Origin of the sequence: Pedobacter segetis, from assembly GCF_016623585.1 — a bacterium.
Lineage (GTDB): Bacteria > Bacteroidota > Bacteroidia > Sphingobacteriales > Sphingobacteriaceae > Pseudopedobacter > Pseudopedobacter segetis.
The window spans coordinates 31,981-51,277 of record NZ_JAEHFY010000004.1 but is presented as its reverse complement, the minus strand read 5'-3'; the positions used below and the strand labels follow the sequence as shown (position 1 = coordinate 51,277).

Annotated in this window: 19 protein-coding genes; 9 read left to right on the top strand and 10 right to left on the bottom strand. The window is 36.6% G+C overall.

Annotated elements, in window-relative coordinates:
• The first annotated feature begins 51 nt into the window (after positions 1-51).
• The 6 genes from I5M32_RS03385 (at position 52) to I5M32_RS03360 (ending at position 6,180) form a co-directional block, all read left to right on the top strand.
• The gene (locus tag I5M32_RS03385) at positions 52-693 is read left to right on the top strand and encodes an MBL fold metallo-hydrolase (RefSeq protein ID WP_200584771.1); all 642 of its coding nucleotides are present in this window, start codon (positions 52-54) and stop codon (positions 691-693) included.
• Positions 694-696: 3 nt separating this feature from the next.
• Complete coding sequence (locus I5M32_RS03380; protein ID WP_200584770.1) at positions 697-1,923, top strand: FtsX-like permease family protein; 1,227 nt, start codon at positions 697-699, stop codon at positions 1,921-1,923.
• Positions 1,924-2,032: 109 nt separating this feature from the next.
• Positions 2,033-3,829 carry a hypothetical protein gene (locus I5M32_RS03375; protein WP_200584769.1) on the top strand — a complete coding sequence of 599 codons (1,797 nt, stop codon included), beginning with the start codon at positions 2,033-2,035 and terminating at the stop codon, positions 3,827-3,829.
• Positions 3,829-5,124, top strand: a complete 1,296-nt coding sequence (locus tag I5M32_RS03370) for a serine hydrolase domain-containing protein (protein WP_200584768.1) — start codon at positions 3,829-3,831, stop codon at positions 5,122-5,124. Before I5M32_RS03375 ends, I5M32_RS03370 begins: the two co-directional genes overlap by 1 nt.
• 73 nt (positions 5,125-5,197) lie before the next feature.
• Positions 5,198-5,416: a DUF2442 domain-containing protein gene (locus I5M32_RS03365; RefSeq protein ID WP_200584767.1), complete on the top strand. Its 219-nt coding sequence runs from the start codon at positions 5,198-5,200 to the stop codon at positions 5,414-5,416.
• 11 nt (positions 5,417-5,427) lie between these two features.
• The gene (locus tag I5M32_RS03360) at positions 5,428-6,180 is read left to right on the top strand and encodes a hypothetical protein (protein ID WP_200584766.1); all 753 of its coding nucleotides are present in this window, start codon (positions 5,428-5,430) and stop codon (positions 6,178-6,180) included.
• A gap of 31 nt (positions 6,181-6,211) precedes the next feature.
• Here the strand turns inward: I5M32_RS03360 and I5M32_RS03355 are convergent, their stop codons facing one another.
• Together I5M32_RS03355 and I5M32_RS03350 are read right to left on the bottom strand one after the other, a co-directional pair.
• Positions 6,212-6,946, bottom strand: coding sequence for a LytR/AlgR family response regulator transcription factor (locus tag I5M32_RS03355; RefSeq protein WP_200584765.1), 735 nt, complete (start codon positions 6,944-6,946; stop codon positions 6,212-6,214).
• A 1-nt stretch (position 6,947) separates the two neighbouring features.
• Entirely contained in the window at positions 6,948-7,973 is a 1,026-nt protein-coding gene (locus tag I5M32_RS03350; protein WP_200584764.1) for a sensor histidine kinase, read from the bottom strand.
• A gap of 199 nt (positions 7,974-8,172) precedes the next feature.
• Between I5M32_RS03350 and I5M32_RS03345 the strand changes: the two genes are divergently transcribed.
• On the top strand, positions 8,173-8,376 hold the full coding sequence (locus tag I5M32_RS03345) for a hypothetical protein (protein WP_200584763.1): 204 nt from the start codon (positions 8,173-8,175) through the stop codon (positions 8,374-8,376).
• Positions 8,377-8,548: 172 nt separating this feature from the next.
• On the opposite strand, the gene I5M32_RS03340 is transcribed toward I5M32_RS03345, so the two are convergent.
• The 3 genes from I5M32_RS03340 to I5M32_RS16650 are packed head-to-tail and all read right to left on the bottom strand — an operon-like array spanning position 8,549 to position 9,223.
• A complete protein-coding gene (locus I5M32_RS03340; RefSeq protein ID WP_234461847.1) occupies positions 8,549-8,881 on the bottom strand; it encodes a helix-turn-helix domain-containing protein in 333 nt (110 codons plus the stop codon).
• Positions 8,865-9,035 carry a type II toxin-antitoxin system RelE/ParE family toxin gene (locus tag I5M32_RS16655; protein ID WP_394370310.1) on the bottom strand — a complete coding sequence of 57 codons (171 nt, stop codon included), beginning with the start codon at positions 9,033-9,035 and terminating at the stop codon, positions 8,865-8,867. The genes I5M32_RS03340 and I5M32_RS16655 overlap by 17 nt, the downstream gene beginning before the upstream one ends.
• Positions 9,036-9,061: 26 nt before the next feature.
• The gene (locus I5M32_RS16650; protein ID WP_234461846.1) at positions 9,062-9,223 is read right to left on the bottom strand and encodes a hypothetical protein; all 162 of its coding nucleotides are present in this window, start codon (positions 9,221-9,223) and stop codon (positions 9,062-9,064) included.
• A gap of 187 nt (positions 9,224-9,410) precedes the next feature.
• On the opposite strand from I5M32_RS16650, the gene I5M32_RS03330 reads away from it, so the two are divergent.
• The gene (locus I5M32_RS03330; protein WP_200584762.1) at positions 9,411-10,484 is read left to right on the top strand and encodes a DNA topoisomerase IB; all 1,074 of its coding nucleotides are present in this window, start codon (positions 9,411-9,413) and stop codon (positions 10,482-10,484) included.
• 75 nt (positions 10,485-10,559) lie between these two features.
• Positions 10,560-10,958 (top strand): hypothetical protein, encoded by a 399-nt coding sequence (locus I5M32_RS03325; protein ID WP_200584761.1) that lies wholly within the window; start codon positions 10,560-10,562, stop codon positions 10,956-10,958.
• 87 nt (positions 10,959-11,045) lie between these two features.
• Here I5M32_RS03325 and truA read toward each other — a convergent pair whose 3' ends face one another.
• The 5 genes from truA to I5M32_RS03300 all read right to left on the bottom strand — a co-directional run bounded on the left by truA (position 11,046) and on the right by I5M32_RS03300 (position 19,267).
• Complete coding sequence (gene truA / locus I5M32_RS03320; protein WP_200584760.1) at positions 11,046-11,849, bottom strand: tRNA pseudouridine(38-40) synthase TruA; 804 nt, start codon at positions 11,847-11,849, stop codon at positions 11,046-11,048.
• A gap of 33 nt (positions 11,850-11,882) precedes the next feature.
• The gene (locus I5M32_RS03315) at positions 11,883-13,232 is read right to left on the bottom strand and encodes a M20/M25/M40 family metallo-hydrolase (protein WP_200584759.1); all 1,350 of its coding nucleotides are present in this window, start codon (positions 13,230-13,232) and stop codon (positions 11,883-11,885) included.
• Positions 13,233-13,478: 246 nt separating this feature from the next.
• Positions 13,479-14,882 carry an MBL fold metallo-hydrolase gene (locus I5M32_RS03310; RefSeq protein WP_200584758.1) on the bottom strand — a complete coding sequence of 468 codons (1,404 nt, stop codon included), beginning with the start codon at positions 14,880-14,882 and terminating at the stop codon, positions 13,479-13,481.
• 688 nt (positions 14,883-15,570) lie between these two features.
• Positions 15,571-18,330 (bottom strand): outer membrane beta-barrel protein, encoded by a 2,760-nt coding sequence (locus I5M32_RS03305; protein WP_234461845.1) that lies wholly within the window; start codon positions 18,328-18,330, stop codon positions 15,571-15,573.
• Between the two features lie 82 nt (positions 18,331-18,412).
• Complete coding sequence (locus tag I5M32_RS03300) at positions 18,413-19,267, bottom strand: hypothetical protein (protein WP_200584757.1); 855 nt, start codon at positions 19,265-19,267, stop codon at positions 18,413-18,415.
• Positions 19,268-19,297 lie beyond the last annotated feature (30 nt).

Sequence of the window (19,297 nt, the reverse complement as noted above, 5' to 3'; positions counted from 1 at the left end):
TTAATAATCAACAAAAAAAACTTTTGGCTATCTAAATCTTTGAATAAATATATGCAATTAAAAGCTTTTGAGAACAACCCTTATCAAGAAAACACCTACTTGGTTTTTGATGCACAAACTAAAGATTGCGCCATAATAGATCCCGGTATGTACACTGCCGCAGAACAAAACGCGGTAGTAAATTTTATTAAACAAAATGGCCTAAAGCCCATGCTGCTTTTGAATACGCATTGCCATATAGACCATGTTTTGGGCAACAAGTTTATATTTGATCAATATGGCCTAAAGCCTATGTTTAACAAAGGAGAACTGCCTTTGCTACAAGCCGTACCTGCTTATGCGCCACAGCAAGGTTTTAACTATGAACTTTCGCCAGAACCAGAAGAATTTTTACCAGAAAACGGCACTATAAAATTAGGCAACGGAGAATTAACATTATTGTTCACACCTGGGCATTCGCCCGCACATCTATGTTTTTACAGCAAAGCAGATGGTTTTATAATAGGCGGTGATGCCTTGTTTAAAGGAAGTATAGGGCGTACAGATTTACCGGGGGGCAACCATCAAACTTTGTTGGCCAGTATAGAAAATCAATTGTTTATTTTGCCAGAAGAAGTAGAAGTTTATCCCGGCCACGGCCCACACACTACCATTGGTTTTGAAAAAAGCCATAACCCATTTTTTAACCGTTGATTATTGAAAACCGCCTATTATATAGCCAAGAGGTATCTTTTCTCTAAAAAGAGCACCAATGCCATCAATATCATCTCTGGTATTTCTATGCTGGGTGTTTTTGTTGGGAGTGCGGCCCTGATAGTTATTCTCTCTGCGTTTAACGGTTTAGAAGATTTGGTTATCTCTTTATCTAATACGCTTAACCCCGATCTGGTAATAGAACCCAGCCAAGGGAAAACATTTGACCCCGGTACCCAACAGTTGGCCCAAGTTTCCCACAATCCCAAGGTGGCCATTTACTCAGAAATATTGCAAGAAAAAGCATTGCTGCGCTATGATAACAATCAATTTATTGGCGAGATAAAAGGCGTTAGCAATTCTTTTTTGAGAAACAAAGAATTAAAGAATACCCTGTTACAAGGTAGTTTTATTTTAAACCAAGATGATAAAGACTATGCGGTTATTGGCTCTACGGTGCAATATACCTTGGGCATCAATATCAATGATCCACTTCGTTTGTTAGAAATCTATTCGCCAAATAGAAGTAGTTCTTCTGGCTTTACCCCGGCAGACGAATTTGTATCCCGATACCTGCCCCCTTCTGGCGTTTTTGAATCTAACCAAGAATCTGATAATGAGGTTATCATTCCCATAAAGGTGGCAAGAGCTTTACTAAAGGAGCCAAAAAATATCAGCTCTGCCGAGATTATTCTAAAAGACCCAAATCAGGCGGAAGCCGCAAAACAAGAGCTGCAAAAATTATTAGGCGATAATTACATAGTAAAAGACCGCATACAACAGAACGCATTGCTTTACAAGATTTTAAATACAGAGAAATGGGCCGTTTACCTTATCTTAACCTTTGTTCTGGTAATAGCTACCTTTAACATCGTTGGCTCTTTAACCATGTTGGTTATCGATAAGCAGAAAGACATTGCCATATTAAATAGTTTAGGTGCAAATAAAAAAATGATTCGTCAAATATTCTTATTTGAAGGTTTAATGATATCTTTTATCGGTTGTGCGCTGGGCTTGGTGTTTGGCGGTATATTTTGCTTTTTACAGGTACGTTACGGGATCATCGCCATGTCGCAAGGAAACACCATTGTAGATGCTTACCCCATGGCAATTAGGTACTCAGATTTTATATTGGTTTTCATTACGGTATTCGTTATCGCATTTATAGCTTCTTTTATTAGTTCTCGTTTAAGTGTAAAACGTTTTGAAAATCTTAAGCAAGCCCTTTAACAACACAAGTTCAATTAATGCGGGTAGCTGTTCCCTTAAATTTTACTTAATTAAAAATCAACGTTTTTTGGCTTTATAATTGAATATTTAATTTAATTATCATTAAAAGATGGAAGAAACAAAACCTAAGAAAAAGCATAGGGCACTTAAGTGGGGGGCAGGTGTTTTTATCGTAATTGTAATGATTGCCGCCTCTGCCGCATGGTACATTAACCGAGAGTGGAAACCCTTGCTTACAACGGTTATAAAAAACACTTTTACAGATGCCACAGACAGCCTTTATCGTATCAAGTTTTCTGATATAAGCGTTAATATACTCAGCGGAAGCATAACGGTTGATAGCCTTTCTATATTTCCAGATCTAGATATCTACCAAAAAATGATCAAAAATGGCGATGCGCCAGAGAACCTTATTTCTTTAAAGATCTTTAAGTTTTCTATCAAAAACGCCAATCCCTTAAAAGTTTATAGGGAAAAGAAACTCGATATAAAAAACATTACCATCCAAAACCCAAAATTGGCTATATTTTATACCAAGTTAAAAAACCAGAAAAAGAAAAAGGAAGATAACAGAACAGCGTATGAGCGCCTAAGAGGGACTTTAAAAGCTTTGAAAATTGGTAGTATTTTTTTAAACAACGTGAAGTTTAAATATATAGATCAGAGTTTTAAAACGCCAAAAATAACCTTTATAGATAAAGTAAACATCCGTTTAAACGATATTTTGATAGATTCTGCTTCTAGATATGACAGTTCGAGGTTGTTTGGCACAAAGGATATTATCGCAGAAATAAGCGATTATTCTTATGCTACCGCAGATTCTATGTACCATATCAATTTTAACCATGTTTTAGTATCTACACAAAACAAAAGATTAACGTTAACAGGGATGGGCCTTATCCCGAGGTATGCAAACATGGCTTTTTCTAATAAATTCAAGATCCAGCAAGAACGTTACAGCCTCACTTATGATTCTGTTATAGTTAGCGATCTAAACTTTAACCAATTAATAGACCATAGGACGGTTAAAAGCAATAATGTTAGCTTGGTAGGCGGAGATTTAAAAGTTTTTTTAAACAGAAGTAAACCCCCTAAAACAATTGATAAGGGCAAAAATTTCCCTCATTTGGCATTAAGGAGAATACCTTGGGATATCATCGCAGATACCGTAACCATTAAAAACACCAACATAGCTTATACAGAGTACAACCCAAAAAGCGATGAAAACGGAACGGTATTTTTTTCTAATTTAAGAGGAAGGATATTTAACGTAACCAATGATTCTGCATCAATAAAAAAGAATGCTATGGCAGATGCCTATGTGCAAACAAATTTGATGGGCAAAGGCAATATGAACGTTCATATTGGGTTTAATTTAACCGATCCCAACGGTGCGTTTACCTACAGCGGAAGTATGGGCCCAATGGATATGTCGGCGTTAAACGACCTGTTTAAATCATTAGCTTTGGTAAAAACAAGCTCTGGTAAAATAAACAGCCTTGTTTTTGATATGAAGGGCGATAGAAATGGTGGAGGAGGATCAATGACATTGAAATACCAAGACCTTAAAATATCGCTGATGAAAAAAGATGATAAAGAAAACTTTAAAAAGTTGGGATTAATTTCGTTTTTTGCCAATGCTTTATTGGTTAATAACGGGAACCCAAACGGAACCGACCCTTTGATTGTTGCACACCCATACTATAAACGCCCAAATGCTAGCTCATTCTTTAACCTAATGTGGAAATCGGTATTTGAAGGCTTAAAAGAGAGCGTGGGTATTTCTAAAGAAAAAGAAGCAAAACTAAAAGCCAGGGCAGAAAGTTTTATAAATGCCAAAAACGATAGGGAAAAGCGTAGGGAAGAAAGAATAAAACGTAGAGAAGAAAGAAAAAAAGAAAAATAATGAACTTAAAAAAAACGAATAAATTTTTAGCACTCGCCTTGGTAAGTGCCTTACTTTTATCTGCCTGTTCAGAAAAAGCCAATAACGGCTTAGTTGCCGCAACTAACTTAAAAAAATTAAGCGTTGAGGTAAAAAACCTAGACCGTATTGATAGTTTGCTTGCATCGGGATTGGTAAATAACTGGATGGCCGGCGCAACCGCTTTGGTGGCCGTAAACGGTAAAGTAATTTATGATAAAGGTTTTGGTTTTAGAGACAGGGAAACAAAGGCCTTAATGCGCCCGATAGAAGAGTTTAGGATTGCCTCTATGACAAAACCAATCGTTACCGCAGCTGCCATGAAATTAGTTGAAGACGGAAAGCTTAATTTATCTGATCCGGTTTCTAAATACATCCCATCTTTTGCAAATATGAAGGTTTTGGCCTCTTTTGATGCCAAAGACACAACCTATACAACCGTTGATGCCAAAACACCCATTACCATCAAAAACCTGATGACACATACCTCTGGTATAGGTTATGGCTTTAGCGACCCTCGTTTGGCCCTAATATATAAGAAAAATGGCATCCCCGATCTAGCTGTGGCCGATAGCGTATTTATAAAAGATAAGATGAGCAAACTGGGCACTTTACCCTTAGGCGTACAGCCAAACTCCTCATTTTATTATGGTTTAAGTATAGATGTTTTAGGAGAAGTAATACAAGCGGCAAGCGGCAAAAATTTAGACGATTATGTTAACGAGGTAATCTTAAAACCTTTGGGCATGATGGATACCTACTTTTTTATCCCTGCAGAAAAAGCAAACAGACTGGCGGTAATGTACAAAGAAACCGGTACCGGGCGTTTAGAAAGATTGCCAATAATGAGCCAAGGCTACAATGTTAACTACCCAATAAGCGGCGCAAAAACCTACTTTTCTGGCGGCAGCGGGCTTTCTTCTACCGTAGAAGATTATGCTAAATTTTGCCAAATGATTTTAAACGATGGTAGCTTTGGTGGCAAACAAATCTTAACGGCAGCATCTGTTAAAGAGATGACAACCAACCAAATTGGCAGTTTAAGCGTTGGTAAAAATAAATTTGGGTTAGGTTTTGAAATAGCAACAGAACAAGGTTTAAGAAATGGATCAAAAGTTGGTAAATTAAGCTGGGGAGGCGCATTTAATACCATGTTTTGGATTGATCCACAAAGAAGATCCATCGCCGTATTAATGACGCAAGTTTATCCATCGGTACACCAAAAAGAATTATATTCACAATTTGAGCAATTGATTAATGATGCCTTAGATAGGTAAACGCAAAATGCCTAATGCAGAAAGCCAAAAGCTACCGTTAAACAGAAAAGCGTAAAAATTTTTGATATAATTTATGGGAATAGTTAGCAATAGAAGAAAAGACCAAGAACTAAAAGTTGTTTTTAATGATGATAGTTTGATATTAGAATCTGACGGTAAAGAAACCGCCATTCCGTTAATGTGGTACCAAACCCTTTTGCAGGCATCAGCAGAAGAAAAGGCAAATTGGGCATTAAGTGATGATGGCACCAAACTGATCTGGAAGAATTTGAACGTAGAAATTTTAATTTGAGAAAAGGCTAGATGACTTTTGAAGAATTTTTTATAAAGAAGAAGATTGATTTGGATGCCCTGCAAACCGATAATCCAAAGCTGTTTTCTGAATTTGAGACGCATTATCAATTAATGGGGAACAAAAGTTTTGACCATACCAAAAAATATTGGTTCAACAACCTTAGAAAAGATTTCCCCTTATCAGATGAAAAAGAAAACGAGTTAAAAGAATCTTTTAAGCCTAAAGAAATCCCAAAACCTGATAATACCACAAAAATAGCGCAAGAGGATAACGAAACCACAAAAAAAGCAACTGGCTTTAAGCCCAGGTTTAAAGCACCAACTGAAAAAAATACAGAAGAAATTCCATCTTCTACCGGTAGTGAAAACGAACTTGTTTCTTCCCCATCTGCCAAACCTGCGGGTTTTAAACCAAGGTTTAAGGCTGGCGCTCCTAAACCATCACAAGCAGTTTTGCCAAATTTAGAAGAAGAAATTATCCCTAAAAATTTAGAAGAAACAAAACCCGAAATCGCAAATAAACCATCTGGTTTTAAACCTAGATTTAAAGCCGTTGTAACTACACCTCCAGAACAAAATGATGATGTTGCAAATTCTTCTCCCGCTGTATCAGAAAATGAAGAAGAACAAAAGCCATTAGGTTTTAAACCAAGGTTTAAGGCAACAAAACCATTTACAGAAGTTAAAGAAGAAGAAAAACTGCCATCAACAGAACCCATGGCATCAAAACCCTTAGGGTTTAAGCCCAGGTTTAAGAAGTGATCTTAGATCGTTTTTAGTTAAAAAATTGAAGCTAAATATTCTTATCCTCGATCATCTTATAAAAATAATCACGGTGCGTATCACCTATCGGGATAATCTTATCGCCAATGATGATGCGGCTCCTTTCAATACTTTCAATCTTGTCTAAAGCAACGATGTAAGATTTATGTACCCTAACAAAAAGGTGGTTTGGCAAAGCCTCATCTATCTTTTTCATGCTTTGCAGCGTGATGATCCGTTCTGTTTTTGTGTAGATAGAGATATAATCCTTTAATCCCTCAATAAAAAGAATATCATCTAAATATATTTTTTGGATCTTATATTCTGTTTTCACAAAAATAAAATCGTGGGAAAAAGTTTGGGGGGCAGCTGTTGTTTCTGTTATGGTTACCAAATTTTGTGATGGGTTGTTGTTGATTAAATCTTGGGCTTTTTGGGCCGCTTTATAAAACCTATCGAAAGCAATAGGCTTCAATAAATAATCAACCACATTATGTTCATAACCCTCTAAAGCATATTGCGGGTAGGCGGTTGTCAAAATAGTTTTACATTTACCGTTCGCTATCTTCAAGAATTGTATGCCCGTTAATTCTGGCATCTGAACATCCAAAAAAACAAGATCAATTTTATCTTCCTGCACCAGAGACAAAGCTTCTATAGGGCTTTGCAAACTTTTATAAAGATTAAGAAAAGGGATCTTAGAAATATAGTCTTCTATAATATCGCAGGCTAAAGGCTCATCATCTACCACCAAACAATTGATCATGCTATAAATTTAGGTATAATTCAGAAAAATATTCGTGTTCGCGGTTCTCTACATTAAGTTTGTATTTATCGGGATAAGTTAAATCTAAACGCCTCACTACGTTTATCATCCCGATACCACCTGTTTGGTCTTTATTTTGTTTACCCTTTTTGTTTTTGATGGTAAAGAGCATGCTATCTTCAAAAACGGAAATATTAATATGTATCGGATTATCCTTATCTGTTGCCAAACCATGTTTAAAGGCATTTTCTACAAAAGAAATCAGGATCAGGGGAACAATGTTTAGGTTTTGGATGTTCCCTTCCACTTCTAATATTACGTATGCGTTTCCTTTAAAACGTAACTTTTGTAGCTCTATAAAACTTTTTAAATAGGTAATCTCTTTTTCTAAAGCCACCCTGTTATCATTGCTCTCGTACAACATATAGCGCATAATCTCAGATAGTTTTAAAATCGCATTTGGCGTTGCCTCAGATTTTTGATAAGCCAAAGAATAGATGTTATTTAAAGAGTTGAATAAAAAATGCGGATTGATTTGAGATTTTAAGAATGCCAGTTCGGCGGTAAGGCTTTGCTTTTCCAGCTCGGTTTTTTCCCTTTCGTTAAAAAACCAATCAATTGTAAATTTATATACGGTACTTAAAAAAACAAAAAAACCGTTGGTTATAAAAGTGCTTAAAAGAAGCCTTTCTGGCTCAGAAAACAATATGTCTTTTTCTTTAGCTGCCATTTTTAAACCGCTAATTTTATACATATAAAATGTGAAACCATATTTAACCGCTAAAAAAGAGATCAAAATAGCACAACAGCCCAATAACCATAAGAAGAACTTCCTTTTATCAAGCGTAAGCGGGATCAAAAAATATAGGTTGAGGTAGAAAATAGCCACATTTAGCAAAGAGAGCCCAACAAAAAGGATATAAACACCCTTGCTGCTCTCGAAACCTGCCGTGGCAACAAAAGTAAACAGCGTGATCAAGAACAACCACACCATTAAATGGATCATAAACTTTTGCAGCCTGCTCATTAAATAAAAGTAACAAAAGAAATCTTTATTGTTGTGTTATTAGACCAACACCCCATTTTTATCTACCAAAATTAAAAAACCACAGATCTTGGGTTCATCGGTTTAAAATGCCGTTTGTCTAGTGATACCGCTAATTGGTCTAATACATTTTATCGGTCTTAAAATTAGTTGAATATTTGATCATCAAAACAAACAGACAATGAAAAAGCTATCAAATCCAACATCTCCATTTTTAATGATGATCATCCCTGTAATGTTGTTTATAGGTTTATCTTTAACCTTAAAAACTAAGAACATAAAAACAGACGGAGATTTTACAACAACATCCGTAAGCAATAATATTGCCTATAAAGCGGTTAAAGTTGGCGAGCTATCTGTAATGGATTTCTTATTGAAAAAATAAGATTAACTCAACTATTTGTGTTTTTGGTAATACAAGGTTTTAAAATTTGTGCAGAAATGACATTGCTTGCAGAACCATTGTAGTACCGTAATAAGTTAAGTAAATAAAGATGAATCAACGTAAATCACCGTCAGCTATTTTTGTGCAAATTTGCTGTTAGCGGATTAGTGTTTTAGACGATTTGTGTTTTGTTGTTCATTATTTCTACATTAAAATTCACTTTTGCTTTCAATGCCCCAAATACTTTTAATATTTTCTCCATTGTAACATTAGTTGTATTGTTCTCTAATTTTGAAATTTGAGCTCTTTGAACGCCAATTAATTTACCCAATTCTTCTTGTGTCAATTTTCTTTCAAGTCGTACTTTACGAATCATTTCTCCCATAACTTCGAGTTGCAATTCTTGTTCATATTGAACTCTTCTTTCAGTTTCGATTTCTCCAATAAATTCGTCCTTTATTTGATCGAAACTGAATATTTCCAATTCATTATTTTTTGTTGCCATTTTTATTCCTTTCTTTTATTTCAAAGTATTTTAACCTAATCTGTTCCGCCTTTTCAATTTCCTTTTCTGGCGTTTTATCGGTTTTTTTGATAATTCCATGAGTTGTAAGGACAAGAGTTTCTTGTTTATCCTCTTTGTCCCAAAAAGCGAATATTCGATAATGTGTTTTGTTAAATAGAGTTATAAATTCCCAATTTCGCCTTTCAGTTTTTTGAAAAGTTCGTTGTCGGTCTTAATTTTAGCTTTGTCGATATTGAAGATTATTTTATCACGACTTTTTGCATCTATAAGCAATAAAAATTCTCTTGCTTCCGTCAAAAATAGAACTTCAAATTTTTTCATTAAACCAATTTGTTTCCATACAAAGATACAACTTGTTTTGGTTTGTCAAGTCGATATAAGTTGTTTTTTGGAAGGTGGCCAGGTCGAACTATTTCCGCTAACACAAATATTATCCCTCGGTTAAATACTTGGTCTGATTTTAGATTTATTTGTTCTTGCTTATACGCAAGCAAATTATCACTAAAAAATGACCAGATTAGAAGCCAAGCTCCAAAAAATAGGAAGTAACACCAAAGTAACCGCCAAGGCAGCTGGTTTAAGATACATTGAAGACCGAACCAACGGTTTTTACAGAAAGAAAGCCGGGAAAGGTTTTTATTACGAAGATTTTGAAGGGAAGAAAATAACCGATACAACCCTATTAGAGCGGTTTAAAAACTTGGTTATCCCACCCGCTTACCAAAACGTTTGGATTGCACCTTACTCAAACAATCATTTACAATTTACTGGTTACGATGTTAAAGGGCGTAAGCAATACCGCTACCATGCAGATTGGAACAGCATCCGCAACCAAGCAAAATTTTACAGGATGCGTAATTTTTCTAAATGCTTGCCAACCATTAGAAAACAAGTTGATAAAGATCTAAAAAGAAAGGGCTTGCCTTTTGAAAAAGTTTTAGCTTTAGTGGTAAGGTTAATAGAGTTAACCCATATCAGGATTGGGAACCAATCTTACAGTAAATTATACGGCTCTTTTGGCCTAAGCACATTAAAAGATAGGCATGTGAAATTTAAAGGCAACGAGGTAAAGTTTGCTTTTAAAGGTAAAAAAGGCGTTTATCACGATGTTGAGCTGAAAAGTAAAAAGCTGGCCAGCTTGGTTAAAAAATGCAGGGATATACCCGGTAAAGAACTTTTTCAATTTTATGATCACGAGGGCAAACACCATTCTATAGATTCTGGAGATGTAAACCATTATTTAAAAGAAATTACCGGCCAAGATTATACCGCAAAAGATTTTAGAACTTGGGCAGGCAGCGTACATGCTGTTTGTGCCTTTAAAGAATTAGGTGTTTGCGAAAAGGAAAGCGATTCTAAAAAGAACATTGTAAAAGTAATTGACGAGGTTGCCAAAAAATTAGGAAACACCCGCTCTGTTTGTAAAAAATATTATATCCACCCATCCGTAATCAGCTCTTACCAAAACGGGCACATCCATAAATACACCGTAAGAGATTCGTTAAAAAACGCATTAACCAAAGAAGAAAGGCTTTTGGTTAAGCTACTGGATAAAGAGGTCATTGCAAAAGTTTTAGGATAAATTAAGTCTGTTGATAATTAGTAAATTAATTGCTTAAATTTAGCTATAAAATAAATCGAATTAAAATTAAACAAAATGATAAATTCTAGAATCCATGGCATTATAGATTATTTGGTAGTGATATTTTTATTGGCCTCTCCTACCTTATTTTCATTGGCCGGCACAACCGCTTTATTCACTTATATTTTAGCGGGTATCCATTTGGCCCTAACCATTTGCACCAATTATGAATATGGTTTGGTAAGGTTTATCCCATTAAAAATTCATGGATATATTGAGTTGGTAGTCTCTTTGGCCTTGGTAGGCCTGGCTTTTTATTTAGGCAGTTTAGAGGGCAACGTTTCTAGAAACTTTTACATAGGTTTTGCCATTGCGGTTTTTGTAGTTTGGATATTGACAGATTACAGAACAAAACCATCGGGTAAGAGGGAAATACCTTATATAGAGTCTAATACAGACGGCGATATGATTTAGTTTTTGGCTTAGGTATATGGTAAAAGGAGTAAGGTAAAAGGCTTAAACTAAAAGCGTAAACGATAATTTTTTTGGGGAATACTACACTTAAATTTCTTCCCATTTCTCTGTTTTACCATCCAAATTAAAGAAATCTGTTTTTGGAGGTATATCTAAATAAGGATACGTAATTTTAGAAAGATATAAACCTTGCGGATGTGCGGGAGATAATATTTTTGGCGTTTCTAAATTCTTCAAATAGCCTTCAAATTCTTCTAAAGCTAGTTTTCCTTCTCCAACTTTTAACAACTGCCCTACAATAATCCTTATCATTTTGCTTAAGAATCTATTTGAAGAAAGCTGGAATCTTAATCTTTTCCCTTCATTACAAATCAACCACTTTGCAGAAGAAATATGGCAAATGGTATGCTCGTTTTTATCCGGACTGGTACAAAAAGGGCGGTAATCTTTATATTTTAACAATAAGGCCGTAGCCGATTTAAGCTTTTCAAAATCTAAAGATAAGTTTAAATATAAAGCGCTAAAAGAGGCTAAAAATGGATCCTTGTAGGTATGAATAAAGTAATCGTATTTTCTTTGGGTGGCATCAAACCTGGCGTGTGGCTGGCCTTCCATTTCAATAATATCGAAAACAGAAATATCTGTTGGTAAAAGTTTGTTTATCTTAAAAAGAAAACGCTCTTCTAAGCTTGCACCAACATCTAAATGAAAAAAATATTGGCTTGCGTTCACTTTTGCATCCGTTCTGCCGCAACCAATTATATTAGCTTCTACTTTAAGGATTTGGGATATACCATCTTCTAAAACTTTCTGTACGCTATGGTATTTTCCGTTTTTTTGCCAACCGCTATAATTTGCGCCAACATATCCGATATGAAAATAATACCTCATTTTTGGCCTAAATGTTTAAGTGATGGCAAAAATTTATCTCACAGGCTTTGGGAAAACCATAGAACTTTCATGCCCTTCTGCATCTACAGATTGTACCGCAAAAAAGTAATTATCTTTAGAATAAGGGAGCGTAATTTGGTTTTCTGTTACGTAGATTTTCTTTTCCCAATACGGAGAAATGGTTTCACGCATTAAAACATAGTAACCGGCCGGTTTTGTGCTTTTTGGCGCTTCCCATTTTAAAGTGGTATTGTTAGTAAGATCAGAAGTTACAATACCAACATTTAGCGGTTTGGCTGGTGCTTTTGCGATATTTGCCAAAACGGCTAAATTCATCCTACAAACTTTTTGGATGTAATTGTAATCTGCAAAATCTGGTAGATCGCCGTAATCTACGCCATTTTCTTTTCTTACGTCTTGATGCTGTCTGTTAAAGTTTTCGTTCATTTCTGTAAACCTTACCGCTGGGTAACCTTCTTCCGAAAAAGGAATATGATCGCCACCTCTCAAATAACGGTCTTTTCTATAAATCAACCTTACATCCAATTGATCAACGTAACGCTCGGCCACTTCTTTTACATAACGGGCAAATTCCCTTGCCGGGCTATCGTTTTCTCCGCCAACCGCATTTCTTATCGCCGCATCTTGTTTAGTTTCCGTTGCAGGAACGCCTTCGCTAAAAACCCTTACCGATCGGTTATCCTTCAGATCGGTTTGTTCTCCGTAAGTATTGCCCACAATATCATTGGTAATCATTGCGGCAACGTTCCAGTCTTCTTCTTTTGCCCTTTTAGCCAAGTGTGTAGAACCAAACAAACCTTGCTCTTCGCCAACGGCAGCCATAAAAATAATAGTTGCATTATACTTTTGTTTGCTCATTACCCTTGCCAATTCCATCACGGTTGCCGTTCCGGAGGCATCATCAACTGCGCCAGGAGCGGTAGAGGTAGAATCATTTGCAGCAGTTGCCCTAGAATCGTAATGACCAGAAACAATAAAAACCCGATTATCGGTAGGGTTGTTACCGGGTAGGGTTGCCAAAACGTTTTTCATCTCTAAGGGATAGGGCATTCTTCTGCCATCGGCAGGTTGCACAAATGTATCAAAGCTCACTTTTAACCTTCCACCGCTTTCTTTGCTATATTTTTCAAACTCGCTTTTTATCCAATTTCTGGCGGCCCCAATCCCCGTGGTTTTACTAATGGTATCGCTTAAAGTATGGCGTGTACCAAAGCTTACCAGTTTTCTTACCGTGTTTTCTATATTTTTTGCAGAAACATCATTTACCATATTTTTGATATTGATGTCTTGTTTAATTATTGCAGTTTGTGCAAAAGCAGTTTGTGATATAATTAGTAAAATAAAGATTTTGAAATATTTCATAAAGCTTATTTATTTTTAAGAACTACAATTTGTTAATTTTAAACGATTGATAAGGTAACAAATTTGTTTTAAATGATGTGTAGATAGTTCTGAGGGATAGCTTTCCCCAATGTCATTACTTAATAAAAAGTTGCGTCATCTTGAGGAACGAAAGGTCTCATAAATAGGTCTGATTATACTGTCCGATACCTATAAGTGTCATGTTTATCAGCCAGTTGGCGGATCAACATGACGCTAAAAAAACTTCTAAATCTCGAAACTTTGGTGCCTGTATGGCACTTCTATTTTACCGAAACCTTTCTCTTTTAATTTATCTTTAAAATTGAACTGCACTTTTGGATCGCCGTGTACCAAAAATATTTTCTTGATCTTGCTTTTATCCTGACAAGCCAAAAAATGCAGCAGATCATGCTGATCGCCATGCGCACTCATAGATTGTAAAGATTCTACTTTTGCTAAAACCTGGTAATCATCACCAAAAATACCAACCGGATTAACGCCGTTTTTTAATCTCCCGGCAAGGGATGAAGGTTCTGCATAACCCACCATCAAAATGGTGCAGTTTGGGTTCTCTATATTGTTTTTGATATGATGCTTAACCCTACCGGCTTCGGCCATACCGCTAGAAGAAATAATTACCATTGGCGAATGATCATTGTTTAAAGCTTTAGAAGCTTCGGTATCTTCCACAAAGTGTAAACCTTTAAAATCGAACGGATCATCATCAACTTTTAAAACTTCCTGTACTTTATCGTTAAAATTATAAGGATAAGATTTTACCACCATCGTTGCTTTTTCTGATAAGGGGCTATCCACAAAATATTTAACATCGGGTAACTTGCCCTTTAATTCCAAATTATTTAAAGAGTATAAAATCTCTTGCGTACGGCCAACGCTAAAAGCCGGGATGATCAATTTCCCCTTTCTCTTAACACATGTTTCTTCAATGATCTGTAAAAGTTTTTCTTCGGCGGGGTTTGCATCTTCATGTAAACTATCGCCATAAGTAGATTCTATTAGAATATAATCTGCCTGGCGAAAAGCTTTTGGGGCTTTTAAGATCAAATCTTTATAACGGCCAACATCGCCACTAAAAGAGATCTTAACCGCTTCTTTACCATCTTCTTTAATGTTCAAATGCACCGATGCACTTCCAATAATATGCCCCGCATCTTCAAAAGAAACCGTTATGCCATCAAATAACTGATATACCACGCCATATTTCACTTTTTTGAAATAAGTTAAAGCGGTTAAAGCATCCTCGGTTTTATAAAGCGGCTCAAATAGCGGTTTCCCTAGTTTTGCCCTCTTTTTATTGATATATCTAATATCGTTTTCTTGTATTTTTGCCGAATCTAAAAGCAGTATTTTACATAGCGCCCTTGTGGCGGGCGTACAAATAATATCTCCTTTAAAACCCTGCGCCACCAAACGTGGTATCAACCCAGAATGATCAATATGGGCGTGGGAAAGCACTAGGTAGTCTATCGTTTTTGGGTCGAAACCGAAATCTTTGTTCATGGCATCTGTATTAGATCCTTGCCCTTGAAACAAGCCACAATCTAACAGTATTTTTTTCCCATTATCGGTTTCTATCAAATGCTTGCTGCCCGTAACCGTTTGTGCGGCCCCGTGAAAGGTTATTTTCATGTATTTATAATTGGTTGGTGGTAAGTTACTATAATCTAAGAATAATTGTTTGATTTAATTTGGGCATTTTATTCCCGAAAAAAAATAGCGACAGGCTACGCTATCCGCTATATCTTTGCAAAAATCTTCTTTAAGGTCTCTCTTCGGCAAACTCTTCGCCTCCCTCTTCGACTCCCTCTTCGACTCCGCTCAGAGTGATAATACTCAGTGTGAAAAGGTTCAGAGTGAAAAGGCTAAGAATGACAAGGTTCGGAGAGACAGGGCTATGAGGGACTTGAGCTAAGAGTGGCAAGGCTAAGGATGAACCAAAAAAGCCAGCCGAATGCCGCTTTGTACCAAAGGCGCTCCTTTGAAAGCGAAGGAATATTTTTGGGAAAATCGTTGACCGTTTTACAAAATTCACAAAAAAACGATGCTTGATCTATTTTAGAGGTTTTTAATTATTTAACCGGGGTTATCAACTGGGTTTAGGTGTGAAAAGCGAATGATACCAATATATGATTATTGATTGATCAAAAAAGGCGGTGTTTAATTGAGAGAACATGCCTAACTGATGTAAAACATGTTCTTTTGCGCTAAGGATAGAAGTGGATACCTGCCTTGTGGCTAAGGCCTGTGCAGTATGAACGGATAGCCTGTTAAAGCGCCCAGATTATTTTCTTCTGGTGTATCTGTATTGATCTTTTTGTTACCGTTCTTCATTGTTGTCTCTTCTGTAATGCCTTCTCTCGCCGCCCATATCTGGTATGGTTGTGGTATTGCCGGCAAATTTTGAGATGTTGAAAGTGAAACTTAGCATAAAATACCTAGATAGTTTATTGCTTTGCGATAATATGGTGGATGTGCTGGTTGCGGTGTAGGATAGGCTGGTACTTTGATTAAGCAGATCGAAGGCTTGCAGTTTTAGGCTTCCCTTTTTATCTTTAAAAAAGTCTTTTTCTAAATAGGTGTTGATAATGAACGGGTTTGTGCTGATACTGTTATAACCGCTGTTGAAGGTTTTATCTAACGAGGTGCCCCAAACCCAGCTTTTTAAGAAATAGATCTTTGAATCGAAACTGGTTGTGAACGAGTTTACTTCTGAGTTTGCCCTTGTATTGAGGGAGTTGTTGTTTCTGTTGTAGGTGTAGGTGCCTGATGGGCTAAGCTCTAACCAATCGTTAGGGTTGATCTGAAAGTCTAAACGTTGGCTAAGGATAAGGTTTTTCCCTATGTTTTTATTGTTATCAACAAAAGAGATGTTGTTGTTATAAAAGGCAGAGCCTCTTAACCTTATGACGTATTTTTTATCTTCAAACGGTTTGGAGAATGCGTAAAAACCGTTAATTGTGTAATAGCCATCTGCGTTTTGATAGGTGGTGTTTTGCAATACTGTTGAGTCTGACGGGAAAGGATAATTTATAACGTTTGTTACGATCTTGTCTTTTGTAAAATTGTACGAGATGTTGGTAAATAATACGTTTCCACTGGCGAAATCAAAATTGTTGTATCTTATACTGGCACTATTGGTAAACTCTGGCAACAGTTGGTTGTTACCGGTTGTGTAATATTGTGCGTTAGATTTATCTGTGATCGGTTGTAGTTGGTTATAACTAGGCTGGCTTGATCGCCCGTTATAATTAAAGCTTAACTCTCTGGTTTTAGAAAACTTATAGCTAAACCTTGCGTTTGGGAAGATGTTGGTAACCGACCTGTTTGTATTGTTTGTGCCTGTTAAGGTTGCTGGCTGTACCGCAAAACCTAATGTATAATTGTACTTTTTCTGGTTTACCCTGTAGTTTGCGCCAAACCTGTTGGTAATGTAATCGAAAATATATTGGTTGCTTAAATCTGAATCGAAAACAGGATCTTGACCGCTAACATCGCTATTTTGGACCAATCTGTTGTTATTTGCCCTTGCAAAACCGTAGGTATAATTAAATTCTAAGTTTTTGGTTTTTGTGATCGGCTCTGTATAAGAAAGGCGCAGTTTAACATTATCGTTTTTGTTATCTCCGTTTATGATCTGGTTTTGGTACCTTTCTAACTGTTGAGTTTGTGTGTTATTGACTATGTAAAGATAACTTTGATCTTGACTGGAGCTTGTAGCATTTAATGAGCCATCTAGCGATAGGTTTCTTGCTTTTGTACCAAACCTATGGTTGTACAAAAAATCTAAACCGTAATTAGGGTTAGCGTTATCAGAATTATTTACAGAATTTCCATAAGTATCTGTACGGGGGCTTTGGTTTGTGAAATTAGAATTATATATAGAATTACTACTGCCAAAAGAGACGTTGGGTGTTACCTTAAGGTAATTTAACGAATCTATTTTATACTCTATGTTTAGGTTAACCCTGTGATTGTTGTTTTTTGTATTTGAATTATCAAACGTGTTGTTATTTAAAACCACACCGCCTCCCAAAAGCGAGTTTAAATTGGTACTGGTTGTATTATTATCTTTGTTTGAAAAACTATAACTACCATAAGCGGTTACTTTTGGGCCCCATTGATCGCGATAGTTAAAGCCGATAGAGTTAACGTTGGTTAAACCATCACTACCACCGCCACCGCCGAAACTACCACCGCCCCTTCTTCTGCCGCCACCGCCGCTTGAAGCTCCTTGCGTTAGGCTAAACACATTTGCGTTGGTATTATTAAAATTGCCCAATAAAGCCAGTTGTTGATCATTGTTAAAAGATGCTGCGAACAAAGAGCCTTGGTAACGGTCTTTATCGCCCCCGCCGGCTATACCCCTGGCTAAATAGCCTTTGTTCTTATCTTTACGGATGGTAAAATTTAGGATCTTATCCGGATCACCATCTTTAACGCCCGTGATATTGGCCTGATCGCCGTAATCATCAATTACCTGCACCTTTTCTATAATATCGGCAGGTAATTGCTGGGTTGCGGTTTTAACATCGCCGCCAAAAAAATCTTTCCCGTTGATCCTTACCTTGGTTATTGTTTTGCCCTGTGCGGTTACATTCCCGTCTCTATCAACCTCGATCCCCGGCAATTTCTTTAGTAGGTCTTCTGCTAAAGCGTTTTCCTTTAATTTATAGGCGCCCGCCCTATATTCTAAAGTATCTTCTTTTACGGTAACATCTGGTGTGCCATTTACAACCACTTCATTTAATACCCTACTATCGCTTTTTAAAATGATAGGATCTAAAACAATACGGGTTGCCTTTGGATCATTAATATATCTTCTTTTTATTGGTTGATAGCCTAAAGCGGTTATCGTGATTACAAACTCAGAGGCTTTTATATTGTTGAAAACAAAAATACCATCTAAATTGGTGGTGGCATTTGTTGTATCGACCATAGATGTTAAATTTATTGCCGCACCAACGATCGGATTATCCGTAGAGTCTTTAACTATCCCACTAACCTCAAATTTAGTTTGAGCTTTTAACCCCTGAAAGGCGAAAACGCAAAGTAAAAGAAGATGTATTTTTTTCATCATTTTTGTTTGTTAATGTTTATTTATGTGAATGGCAATCTCAAAATTACCCTTTCATATTAGCTATCGACTAGCCGGGCCTCAATTAGTTTAACCTTGCTTTTACCCAAAAATCTGTTGGGGTAAATAGTGAGCTATAATCAAGGCCTTCCCTTTGCCTACCAGCTCCGCCGCCGCCATAACTTCTCCCGCCACCGCCAATTTCCCTACCGCCGCCAAAACCGCCGTCTCCCAATCTTTCCCTTCCTCCGTATCCATTGTCTCCTGCTCCATTATCTGGCATCTGCATTCCGTTTAGCTTCATGTTTATGGCAAATTCATCGGTGCTTTTTGCATCTAGGCCAACTAATTTTAACGGGACAGCCATTTCATAAATTAACGCATTGTTGGCGTTATAGCTAATTCCTGTTTTAATGCCGTAGGTATTATAGATAGAAATACTTTCTACACTTATATCCTTAAGGTCCTTTATTTTAATTTCCTTTAACCCTAAAAGCATTTCTTCTCTCATCGCCTGTTTCTCCTTAGCTCTTTCTTCTGGCGTTTTTTGAACAGTGCTTTCTCTGTTTCTAGTGCCTCGGCTTTTCATAGCCGCCATCATGGCCGTTCTATCTACCACTGGGAAAGTGATTGATGAAACCGCTTTTTTCTTGCCCTTATCGTTAATGGCTACGCTTAAACCGCCCGCCATCATTTTATTTTGCTCTGTTTGCCCATTGATCTTTACAAATACATACAAGTTTTTATCATCATGGGCAAAAGCGTAGTTAATCTTGGTAGATTTATCGTAATTGGCCAAAGTGTCTCCAAACTCTAATAATTTACCATCTATCTTAATGGTTGATGGCGCCAAAGGAATTTTAACAATGTCTTGTGCTTTTAAGCCGAGGGTTGAAAAAGTTAAGGAGGCTAGAGTGAGATAAAAAAAAGCTTTTTTCATTTTTGTTATAATTTAACAAAGCAATAATAG

What these genes read in the sequence shown, in the direction of transcription:
- I5M32_RS03385 (WP_200584771.1), top strand. Translation starts at nt 52, where the DNA reads ATGCAATTAAAAGCTTTTGAGAACAACCCTTATCAAGAAAACACCTAC.
- I5M32_RS03375 (WP_200584769.1), top strand. Translation starts at nt 2,033, where the DNA reads ATGGAAGAAACAAAACCTAAGAAAAAGCATAGGGCACTTAAGTGGGGG.
- I5M32_RS03370 (WP_200584768.1), top strand. Translation starts at nt 3,829, where the DNA reads ATGAACTTAAAAAAAACGAATAAATTTTTAGCACTCGCCTTGGTAAGT.
- I5M32_RS03365 (WP_200584767.1), top strand. Translation starts at nt 5,198, where the DNA reads ATGGGAATAGTTAGCAATAGAAGAAAAGACCAAGAACTAAAAGTTGTT.
- I5M32_RS03360 (WP_200584766.1), top strand. Translation starts at nt 5,428, where the DNA reads ATGACTTTTGAAGAATTTTTTATAAAGAAGAAGATTGATTTGGATGCC.
- I5M32_RS03355 (WP_200584765.1), bottom strand. Translation starts at nt 6,946, where the DNA reads ATGATCAATTGTTTGGTGGTAGATGATGAGCCTTTAGCCTGCGATATT.
- I5M32_RS03350 (WP_200584764.1), bottom strand. Translation starts at nt 7,973, where the DNA reads ATGAGCAGGCTGCAAAAGTTTATGATCCATTTAATGGTGTGGTTGTTC.
- I5M32_RS03345 (WP_200584763.1), top strand. Translation starts at nt 8,173, where the DNA reads ATGAAAAAGCTATCAAATCCAACATCTCCATTTTTAATGATGATCATC.
- I5M32_RS03340 (WP_234461847.1), bottom strand. Translation starts at nt 8,881, where the DNA reads ATGGCAACAAAAAATAATGAATTGGAAATATTCAGTTTCGATCAAATA.
- I5M32_RS16650 (WP_234461846.1), bottom strand. Translation starts at nt 9,223, where the DNA reads ATGAAAAAATTTGAAGTTCTATTTTTGACGGAAGCAAGAGAATTTTTA.
- I5M32_RS03330 (WP_200584762.1), top strand. Translation starts at nt 9,411, where the DNA reads ATGACCAGATTAGAAGCCAAGCTCCAAAAAATAGGAAGTAACACCAAA.
- I5M32_RS03325 (WP_200584761.1), top strand. Translation starts at nt 10,560, where the DNA reads ATGATAAATTCTAGAATCCATGGCATTATAGATTATTTGGTAGTGATA.
- truA (WP_200584760.1), bottom strand. Translation starts at nt 11,849, where the DNA reads ATGAGGTATTATTTTCATATCGGATATGTTGGCGCAAATTATAGCGGT.
- I5M32_RS03315 (WP_200584759.1), bottom strand. Translation starts at nt 13,232, where the DNA reads ATGAAATATTTCAAAATCTTTATTTTACTAATTATATCACAAACTGCT.
- I5M32_RS03310 (WP_200584758.1), bottom strand. Translation starts at nt 14,882, where the DNA reads ATGAAAATAACCTTTCACGGGGCCGCACAAACGGTTACGGGCAGCAAG.
- I5M32_RS03305 (WP_234461845.1), bottom strand. Translation starts at nt 18,330, where the DNA reads ATGATGAAAAAAATACATCTTCTTTTACTTTGCGTTTTCGCCTTTCAG.
- I5M32_RS03300 (WP_200584757.1), bottom strand. Translation starts at nt 19,267, where the DNA reads ATGAAAAAAGCTTTTTTTTATCTCACTCTAGCCTCCTTAACTTTTTCA.